Annotated in this window: 9 protein-coding genes; 7 read left to right on the top strand and 2 right to left on the bottom strand. The window is 53.8% G+C overall.

Features of this window, described 5'->3' with window-relative positions; genetic code table 11:
• On the top strand, nt 1-620 hold a 620-nt coding region (locus tag Q0510_RS14540; protein WP_298713149.1), incomplete at its 5' end, for an anthranilate synthase component I family protein.
• A 5-nt stretch (nt 621-625) separates the two neighbouring features.
• Here Q0510_RS14540 and Q0510_RS14535 read toward each other — a convergent pair.
• Complete coding sequence (locus Q0510_RS14535; protein WP_298713146.1) at nt 626-1,549, bottom strand: TIGR01777 family oxidoreductase; 924 nt, start codon at nt 1,547-1,549, stop codon at nt 626-628.
• A gap of 158 nt (nt 1,550-1,707) precedes the next feature.
• Here Q0510_RS14535 and Q0510_RS14530 point away from each other — a divergent pair, with 158 nt between their 5' ends.
• The 5 genes from Q0510_RS14530 (at nt 1,708) to Q0510_RS14510 (ending at nt 7,654) form a co-directional block, all read left to right on the top strand.
• Complete coding sequence (locus tag Q0510_RS14530) at nt 1,708-3,222, top strand: hypothetical protein (protein ID WP_298713143.1); 1,515 nt, start codon at nt 1,708-1,710, stop codon at nt 3,220-3,222.
• A 15-nt stretch (nt 3,223-3,237) separates the two neighbouring features.
• On the top strand, nt 3,238-4,218 hold the full coding sequence (locus tag Q0510_RS14525) for a hypothetical protein (RefSeq protein ID WP_298713140.1): 981 nt from the start codon (nt 3,238-3,240) through the stop codon (nt 4,216-4,218).
• A gap of 115 nt (nt 4,219-4,333) precedes the next feature.
• The gene (purQ, locus tag Q0510_RS14520) at nt 4,334-5,026 is read left to right on the top strand and encodes a phosphoribosylformylglycinamidine synthase subunit PurQ (RefSeq protein ID WP_298713137.1); all 693 of its coding nucleotides are present in this window, start codon (nt 4,334-4,336) and stop codon (nt 5,024-5,026) included.
• 50 nt (nt 5,027-5,076) lie between these two features.
• Nucleotides 5,077-5,526 (top strand): protein-disulfide reductase DsbD domain-containing protein, encoded by a 450-nt coding sequence (locus Q0510_RS14515; protein ID WP_298713134.1) that lies wholly within the window; start codon nt 5,077-5,079, stop codon nt 5,524-5,526.
• 100 nt (nt 5,527-5,626) lie between these two features.
• Nucleotides 5,627-7,654 (top strand): cytochrome c biogenesis protein CcdA, encoded by a 2,028-nt coding sequence (locus tag Q0510_RS14510; protein ID WP_298713131.1) that lies wholly within the window; start codon nt 5,627-5,629, stop codon nt 7,652-7,654.
• Between the two features lie 76 nt (nt 7,655-7,730).
• Here the strand turns inward: Q0510_RS14510 and Q0510_RS14505 are convergent, their stop codons facing one another.
• Nucleotides 7,731-8,624, bottom strand: coding sequence for a hypothetical protein (locus Q0510_RS14505; protein WP_298713128.1), 894 nt, complete (start codon nt 8,622-8,624; stop codon nt 7,731-7,733).
• A gap of 157 nt (nt 8,625-8,781) precedes the next feature.
• Between Q0510_RS14505 and Q0510_RS14500 the strand changes: the two genes are divergently transcribed.
• Nucleotides 8,782-9,353, top strand: a 572-nt coding sequence (locus Q0510_RS14500; RefSeq protein WP_298713125.1) for a response regulator transcription factor, incomplete at its 3' end; no start/stop codon positions are given.

Below are 9,353 nucleotides of genomic sequence, written 5' to 3'. Positions count from 1 at the left end.
GCTACCTGTCCTGCTCCAGCCCCGAACGGTTCCTCCGTAAAGAAGGAAACCAGCTCATTTCCCAGCCTATCAAAGGCACCATCCGCCGCGCCGCTGACCCCGCGGAAGACGAAGCCCTGCTGCAGGCGCTGCGAAACAGCCCCAAAGAACAATCGGAAAACGTGATGGTGGTGGACCTCGTCCGCAACGACCTATCCCGCACCGCCGTGCGCGGCAGCGTGAAGGTCTCGGAGCTCTTCGGCATCTACAGCTTCCCGCAGGTGCACCACATGATCAGCACCGTTTCCGCCACCCTCGACCCCGCCTTCCATTTCACCGACGCCATCCGCAACGCCTTCCCCATGGGCTCCATGACCGGGGCGCCCAAAGTGAAAGTGATGCAGCTGATCGAACAATATGAAAGAACGCGGAGAGGACTGTTCTCCGGCGCAGTGGGGTACATCACGCCCGAAGGCGATTTCGACTTCAATGTGGTGATCCGCAGCATCCTGTACAATGCTGAAAAACATTACATATCCTTCCAGACAGGTTCAGCCATTACCTTTTACAGCAACCCGGAAAAAGAGTGGGAGGAATGCCTCCTGAAAGCCCGCGCCCTGCGCCAGGCCCTTGGTATCTGAGGGTGTTAGTCGCCCGAGGTGACCAGTTGCGCCAGCGCGTCTGAGATGCGCGGGTAGGAGAACTGGAAGCCGGTAGACTGGATTTTGGCGGAAGAGGCTTTCACGCTTTTGAGGACTTCCACGCTCATTTCGCCCATCGCCAGTTTGAGGGCGAAGGCGGGAACGTGCACCGTAACGAAGCCTTTGCCTTTGACGGCGCGGGCCAGCTGGGTCACGAGTTCCTGGTTGGTGACGGGGAAGGGCGCCACGGCGTTGTAGGTGCCGCTGAGCTGGTCGTTGGCCAGGGCGTTATGGTACAGGCGGATAAGGTCGTGGAGGTGGATCCAGGAAATGAATTGCTGGCCGCTGCCCATGACGGTGGCGAAGCCGAGGCGGACGGGCTTGATAAATTCCCTGAGGGCGCCGCCTTTGTTGGACAGGACGATGCCGGTGCGGAGGATGATGACTTTTTTGCCGAGGGATTCCATCTGGCGGACGCTGTTTTCCCAGGCCACGCAGGTTTTGCCCAGGTAATCGTTGGCCGGAGGGTCGGTTTCGGTGAAGTTCTTCCCCTGGAATTCGCCATAGAACCCTGTGGCGGAGGCGCTTACGAAAGTCCTGACCTTATTTTTAGTTTGGGAGAGCTGGTCGAACAGGAGCTGGGCGGATTGAACGCGGCTGTCGAGGATTTCCTGCTTGCGGGAGGCGGTCCACCGCTTGTCGGCCACATTGGCGCCCGCGAGATGGATGATCTGGTCGGCTTCCTGCAGGGCGGCTGCATCGAGGGTTTGGGCGGCGGGGTCCCAGAGTGCGTATCGGAGGTTAGGGTGGTGGGGAGAACGCATCTTCCGCGTGTAGACGATGACGCGATATCCCCGTTCGAGGAGGAAGTCCGTAAGAGCCCTGCCTACCAGGCCGGTGCCGCCTGTAATCAAAACCGTGTCCATCATGTTGAAAAGCCAATTGATCCTCCGTAAATTTACACAATAAATTCCGGCCTGTTCCTGCTACTTGGCAATAAGATATTTTTCATGTAGGTTTGAACCGGATCTATGCTAAAACCGCCGTATCAGGCGTTTATCCTGTAGATTACCTTAAACTTATGCCCATGCGCCTTCGTCATATCCTCCCGTTTATCGCGCTGATGCTCTGCGCTTCCCTTGCCATGGCCCAGAAAATCACCTACTCCGAACCGGAAAGGGATGATTACAAAACCACCGAGTTCGAAATCGTAGGCAGGGTTTCCGGAAACATCCTCGTATATAAAGCCGACCGCGGCGAATACAATATTTCGGTGTACGACAACGGCATGCAGCTGCTCGACCGCGTGAAGCTCGACTTCCTTCCCAAAAAGCTGATCAGCGTCGACTTCGTGTCTTACCCCGAATTCTCGTACATGATCTACCAGTTCCAGCGGAAAGACGCGGTGTACAGCTTCGTAGGGCGCGTCAACGGGAAAGGGCAGTTCATGGAAGCACCCATCATGATCGATTCCACCCGCATCGGCTTCTATTCAAAGGAAAATAAAATCTACTCCGTAGAAACTTCCGAAGACAAGAACCGCATCCTCATTTATAAAATCAACCAGGACAAGGAAGACAATAACGTGTTCTACACTTTCCTGTACGACAGTTCCTTCAACCTCATCAACAACAGCCGCGTCAGCCTCCCCATGGCAGGCAAGAAGCAGTTCCTCAATAACTTCAACCTCAACAACGACGGCGACCTGTTTTTCACCAAGCTGGAAAGGGGATCCGGGAGAGATTACATCGTGAATGGCAGCGTGATCATAAAACGGGCGACCACAGACGGTTTTGAGACGTATCCTTTCGAAAAAAAGGATTTGCTGCTGGACGAAGTGAAGCTCAAGCTCGATAACCAGGACAAACAGGCCCTGGTAACGGCTTTCTTCTACAAGCAGAAGCGCGGGAATGTGGAAGGGATGTACCTCCTGCGGCTGGACTACACCAGTAACCAGCGGTTGTTTGAAAAAGAAGTGGCGTTTACCCCCGAACTGAAGCAGAAAGCGAAGGGCGACGCCTCCACCAATGCGGCTTTCAATGATTATTTCATCCGCAAGATCGTGAATACTTCCAACGGCGGTTTTATGCTGACGGCGGAATCTTACTATACGACTTCCCGCAGCCAGCCCTGGAACCGCTGGAACTACATGTACGGCGGTTATGGCGGATATTATCCTTATTACTACTCGCCCTACAGCCCGTATTATTACAATCCCTACGGCTGGAACGACGGCCAGGGCACGCGGTTTCACTACGATAACATCGCCGTGCTGGCGTTCGATGACAAGGGAGACCTGACGTTCAGCAACTTCGTGCATAAGAGCCAGTTCGACGATGGCGCCGATCTGTACCTGAGCTACATGCTGGTGAACGTGGGCAGCGAGCTGCGGTTCCTGTTCAACGAGCTGGAGCGCCGGCAGTATGTGCTGACGGAGAATACCATGGGCCCCGACGGCAAGGTAAGCCGTAAGCCCACGCTGCGGAACCTGGACAAAGGGTTTACCTGGATGCCCCGTTACGGCAAGCAAATCAGCGGCCGGACGGTGCTCGTGCCCTGTATTTACAGGAATTATATTTGCTTTGCAAAAATTGACTTTTAACCCCACCTTTGCATCGTGATAAAGTTTTTCAGATCGGGCAACCCGCTGACGGTTTTGCTGCTGTTCCTGTACATGTTGTTCATCAAGTTTTTCTACCTGCTCCATCCGTCGCCGTACCTGGCAGACGGGTCGGAAGGGTTGATGTATAAGCTGTTGGTGGGCTGGTTGGAGGGAATGGTGGGGCCGAGCCCTTTCTTTTTCACGTTCCTGGCGCTGATGCTGTTATTTGTCCAGGCACTGCTGCTGACGCGCATTGTGAACAATCACCGGCTGTTTGCGAAAGACAACTACCTGCCGGCGATGTGTTTCCTGTTATTGACTTCCCTATTGGAGAGCTGGAACGTGTTTTCTCCGGCTTTGATCGTAAATACCGTGATGTTGTGGATCTTTTCGAGCATAACGGACCTGTATATGCGTAATTCGGCGCGGGATGTGTCGTTCAACATCGGGTTTGCGCTGGGTGTTTGCGGGCTTTTCTATTTCCCGGCTGTTTTGTTTGTGGCTTTGCTGTTCCTGAGCCTGCTGATTATGCGGGCGTTCAGGCTGGCGGAGTGGATTATCGGTTTGATGGGGATTATTTGCCCGTTTTACCTGTTGGGCACCTGGTTGTTCCTGACCAACCGGTGGGATATGATATCGGAGCTGGTCAATATCCGGGCGAATTTGCCGGTGATCACGGATTATAAGGTCTGGGGGGCGTTGATCGGGGGGATGTTGTTTTTTGTGGTGGGGTGGCTGTTATTGCAGCGGACGTTCAAGAAGATGCTGATCCAGGGGCGGAAGATATGGGCTACGGTGGTGATTTATGCTTTGGTGGCGATGTTGCTGCCGTTGTTCAGCGGTCACTTTTCGGCGGCGTATTGGGTGCTGGCGGTGATGCCGGTGTCGTTATTTGCGGCGAACGTCTTCTGGTCGGTAACCAACAATACGGTTGCCAATGCAATACACATGCTGGTGATCGCATATGTTATTATTATGCAATACTTTAGCCATTAAGGGGTAGAAGGGGAGGTTGTTAGTGGAATCATAAATCTGATGAGTGGTGATTGTAAATTCCCCAATGGTCAGTAATTTTGTTCTTTCCTTGAGAAATATTCAAACAAATAAATAAATGAAATTCGGAGTTGTTACGTTTCCCGGTTCTAATTGCGACCAAGATATGATCGACGCGCTGCGTACGGATCTGAACCAGGAAGTGATCAGCCTTTGGCACAAAGACAGGGATTTGAGCATGTTTACTACGGAAGACTGCATTTTGATCCCTGGTGGTTTTTCCTATGGCGACTACCTGCGTTGCGGTGCGATTGCCAAGTTCAGCCCCATGATGCAGAGCGTGGTGGAGTTTGCGAACAAAGGCGGCCGTGTGATCGGCGTATGTAACGGCTTCCAGATTTTGTGCGAGGCGGGTTTGCTTCCGGGCGCTTTGCTGAAGAACGAGAACCAGCAATTCGTTTGCAAGAACGTGTTCATCAAGAGCGAGAATACCACAGCTTCACTCACGAAGGAAGTAACTGGCCGCCCGCTGATGATCCCGGTGGCGCATGGCGAAGGGCGTTACTATGCGGACGAGGCTACGCTGGACGAGCTGTTTGCAAATAACCAGGTGATTTTCCGTTATTGCGATGAGTTTGGCAACATTGTTGATTCTGCTAATCCGAACGGCGCCATCCGCAACATCGCGGGGATCTGTAATAAAGAAAGAAATGTTTTCGGAATGATGCCGCACCCCGAGCGGGCCACCAGCGAAGTGCTGGGCAACCGCGACGGCCAGCTGATCTTCCAAAGCCTTATAAACAATAACTAGGTACAAGGCCTGGTCAATAACCATCAAACCAACCAATTAAAGAAAGAATTATGAAAAAACTGCTCGTAGCCATCATGCTCTTCGCGCTGCCGGCCCTGGCCTTTGCGCAAGACCCCGTTAAATGGGAGTTCACGTCCAAAAAAGTGAGCGCCACTGAATACGAAGTGATCGCCAAAGCCACGATCGACGGCGGCTGGCACCTCTATGCCCAGGAAGCCGGTGAAGGACCGGTTCCCACCTCCTTCAAGTTCGCGAAGAACCCGCTCGTTACGCCCAAAGGCAAAGTGACCGAATCCGGTAAACTGCACAAAGCGTTCGACAAGAACTTCAATTCCGAACTGAAATACTACGAAAACTCCGTTTCCTTTATCCAGAAAGTAACCGTAAAAGGTAAAGCTGTGACCAAAGTGAAAGGCTCCGTGGAATTTATGGTTTGCGACGATCATCAGTGCCTTCCGCCGACTGAAGTGGAATTCGCCGTGAACGTGGGTGGTAAATAATCCGGATTTCAACACATTTTCATAGGAACGAGTTCTTTCAACCCGAAAGAACTCGTTTTTGCATTATGCATTAATACATTCTGTTAAGTCTATCATACATATGAAGTATATCGTATCGTTGATTTCCGCTTTCCTGCTGCTTTTCGGCGCCTCTGCCGTAGCCCAGGAACCGGAAGCCGCTCCAGTTCACGCCAAATGGGAATTCTCCGCGGAGAAGAAGGGGCAGGGGGAATTTATCCTGAAATTCAAAGCTAAAATAGACCAGGGTTGGAAACTCATGGCCGCCTCCATGGGCGACGATGACCCCAATACCCGCATCGTTTTCGACAGCCTCAGCGACTCCCGCGCCAAAATCCTGGCCCTCGCGGACGCCGCAGCGCCCCAAAGCGCCGCAGAGCCCCTGCTCGACAACATGGAAATCAAATACTTCGAGAATGAAGCCGAAGTAACCGCCACCATCAAATACAACTCCGATTCCATCAAAAATCTCCGTGGCAACGTTATCTACTACGTGCTCAAAGGCGAAGAAATCCTCCCGGAAGAAGCGCCCTTCACCTTCGTGGCGGACGCAGCCGGCAACCTGGCCGGTGAAGAAGGCGGCCTCAAAGCCGACGCGGCCATCGCAGAAAGGATCGACCGCAAAGCCGTGGACCTCAAGAACCCCGTGATGAAAGTGGGCGACATCGGCAAGGAAGGCAATTCCAGCCCCTGGCTCATCTTCATTTTCGGTGTTATCGGCGGCCTGCTCGCATTGGTTACGCCCTGCGTATTCCCCATGATCCCGCTGACGGTTTCGTTTTTCACCAAATCCGCGCAGGACAAGAAGAAAGGCATCACCAGCGCGGTGACTTACGGTTTCTTTATTTTCCTTATTTACCTCGCCGTGAGCCTGCCTTTCCATCTGCTCAGCTCCGCCGATCCTGCTATTTTCAATAATATCAGCACCAACGTGTGGCTGAACGTGATATTCTTCGCCGTTTTCGTAGTGTTCGCACTGTCGTTCTTCGGCCTTTTCGAGATCACCCTGCCCAGCAGCCTCGCCAGCAAAACCGATTCCAAAGCCGATAAAAGCAGCATCATCGGTATTTTCTTCATGGCGCTCACCCTGGTAGTAGTATCCTTCAGCTGCACCGGCCCGATCCTCGGTACGCTGCTCGCCAGCGCCGGCTCCGCCGGAAGCACCAACGGCGCCTGGATGCTGACCGCCGGCCTCGCCGGTTTCGGCGTGTCCCTCGGCCTGCCGTTCGCACTGTTCGCGCTGTTCCCGAACTGGCTCAACTCGCTGCCCAAATCCGGCGGCTGGCTCACCTCCGTGAAAGTAGTGCTCGGTTTCATCGAACTGGCCCTCGCCGTGAAGTTCCTCTCCAATGCCGACCTCGTTATGCACTGGGGCATCCTCCACCGCGAAACGTTCTTCCTCATCTGGATCATCATCGGCCTGCTCACCACGCTCTACCTCTTCGGGGTGATCAGATTCCCGCACGACAGCCCGATCAAGAAACTTGGAAAAGTCCGCATCTTCTTCGGTATCCTGTTCGCCGCGTTTACCTTGTACCTCATCCCCGGCATCACCAATACCAAATATTCCCGCATCAAACTGATGAGCGGTTTCGCGCCTCCCATGTCTTACAGCTGGTACGGCAACAACGCCCATGAAAATGGTGCCGTGGAGCCCGATGTGATGAACGATTACTTCAAGGCGCTGGCGCTGGCCAAAGAGAAAAACAAGCCCGTAATGATCGACTTCACCGGATGGGCCTGCGTAAACTGCCGCAACATGGAAGAAAACGTTTGGACCGATCCTGAAGTACACGCGCTCATCCAGGACAACTTCGTGCTCGTATCGCTGTACACCGACGACCGCAAGAAGCTCCCCGAAGAAGAGCAGTTCAAATACACGCACGCCGAAGGCTGGTCCAAAAAGATCGTGACCGTAGGCGACCACTGGGCTACTTTCCAGCGGGTGAACTTCATCAACCAGTCGCAGCCCCTGTACGTGCTCATTACGCCCGACGAGCAGCTGCTGACCTGGCCCGTGGCTTACGAACCCGATATCCAGAAATACGCGGATTGGCTGCGAGCCGGTCTGGAAGGCTGGAAGAAGGTAAATGCCACCGCTAACAAATAATCCGTTCCCCGGAATAATAAAAGGACGCCTCCGCAAAGGGGCGCCCTTTTTTTATGGTCACATTCCCGAACTGTTATCAGTAAAGCGGTTCGCCGCAACCGCGGAAAGTTTTCCCGTCAACCGTGATGGTTACGGTAAAAGGGTGCTTTTTGTCGCCGTCGTCGGTGCAAACGACGTTGTCGAATTTAGCCGTGAGGGTGTGGTTGCCGGATTTCGAGGTGAAAATGGTGGCGTCGTTATCGCCTTTTTGCGCGTCGGCGGCCGGGAATTCGATCACATTTTCACCATAATTGCCGGTGTAGATGATCTTTTTATGCGGGATTACCGCCAGCCACCAGCCGGGCTCGTTGCCCACCGCCCAATGCGAGGCGCCCTGCTGGCGCATTTCGTTGGCTTTGGGGCTGAGGTCTTTCCGGTCGATCTTCAGCGCGGCGTCTGCCCGCTGCACCAGCTGGTTCACTTCGGCGGCGTTAAAACGGTAGTCGGTTTTGCCGAAGGGGGAATCATATGGCGTGATGGCGGCGGATTCCAGGGCGGGAAGGTCGGCCGCGGAGCGGCTTTCGGCGCCCAGGAGCGTATCCTGGTCGAAATAGAACGTGTTTTCGGTGACGCCTTTCGGCGTGGTGATCACTTCGCGGAGCATTTTCACCTGCACGGTCACCGTATCGAGGTAAAACCAGGTTTCGATGCTGGAATCGCCCGGAGGGCCTTCGGGGAAGATATAGAACCGGATGGGCGTGTCTTTCCCGGAATATAAACCGATAAGTCCGGCGGAATTATCGCCGTTCACGAAGTTGTGGGCGGCCATCATCTTGTTGGTAGCCGTTTTTTGGTCGATGCTGGAGACATAGGTGCTGATCGCCGAGATCCGGGAGGCTTCCGCAGCTTCGGCTTCGGCTTTCTTCTCCCCGCCGCCCGCGCAGGCGGCCAGCAGGGCCATTACAGGGAATAATAAAACATATGGTTTCATAAGGAAGATTTTAAAAACGGCCAAATGAACGCTAAAGCCGTGCCAGTTTTAAATGGATATTGGCTGTCAGGCAGTTAGCCGTTTAGGGATAACAGCGCGCCGGGGTAAAGGGTTCGCTTCAAAATTGCTTCAAATTTGTGCGTAATTTTGCCGGATTATGAAAGTCTTGCTGATAGAAGACAACGTGGAGCTGGCCAGCAGCATTTCGGCGTTCCTGGCCAGGGAGGGGTATATCTGCGAAGTAAGCTATAATATGCGCGACGCGCTCGACAAGCTGATTTCCTTCCAGTACGACTGCGTGCTGCTCGATATCATGCTGCCCGACGGCAACGGTTTGGAAATCCTCCGGTTTATGCGCAAGGAACAGGTGCATAGCCCGGTCCTCATCCTGTCCGCCAAAAATTCCCTGGACGACAAGATCATCGGGCTGGAAGAAGGGGCAGACGACTACCTGACGAAGCCCTTCCACATGCCGGAGCTCAACGCCCGCCTCCGCGCCATCTACAGGCGGAAGAAGCTCAACGGCAGCAACATCATCGCTTTCAACGAAATCACCCTCAACATAGATACCTTCGAAGCCTGGGTCAACGGCACCATGCTGGACATGACGCGCAAGGAATTCGATTTGCTGATGTATTTTATGGTCAACAAGAACAGGGTGCTGTCGCGCCAGTCGATCGCCGCGCACCTATGGGGCGATTACACCGATAACCTTTCCAATTTCGACTT

The organism is uncultured Chitinophaga sp. (genome assembly GCF_937874145.1).
GTDB lineage: Bacteria > Bacteroidota > Bacteroidia > Chitinophagales > Chitinophagaceae > Chitinophaga.
The sequence above is the reverse complement of the archived record's forward strand: the minus strand, read 5'-3'. Positions and strand labels throughout refer to the sequence as shown.

Coding starts and splice junctions, on each gene's coding strand:
- Q0510_RS14530 (WP_298713143.1), top strand. CDS start 1,708: ATGCGCCTTCGTCATATCCTCCCGTTTATCGCGCTGATGCTCTGCGCT.
- purQ (WP_298713137.1), top strand. CDS start 4,334: ATGAAATTCGGAGTTGTTACGTTTCCCGGTTCTAATTGCGACCAAGAT.
- Q0510_RS14515 (WP_298713134.1), top strand. CDS start 5,077: ATGAAAAAACTGCTCGTAGCCATCATGCTCTTCGCGCTGCCGGCCCTG.
- Q0510_RS14510 (WP_298713131.1), top strand. CDS start 5,627: ATGAAGTATATCGTATCGTTGATTTCCGCTTTCCTGCTGCTTTTCGGC.
- Q0510_RS14535 (WP_298713146.1), bottom strand. CDS start 1,549: ATGATGGACACGGTTTTGATTACAGGCGGCACCGGCCTGGTAGGCAGG.
- Q0510_RS14505 (WP_298713128.1), bottom strand. CDS start 8,624: ATGAAACCATATGTTTTATTATTCCCTGTAATGGCCCTGCTGGCCGCC.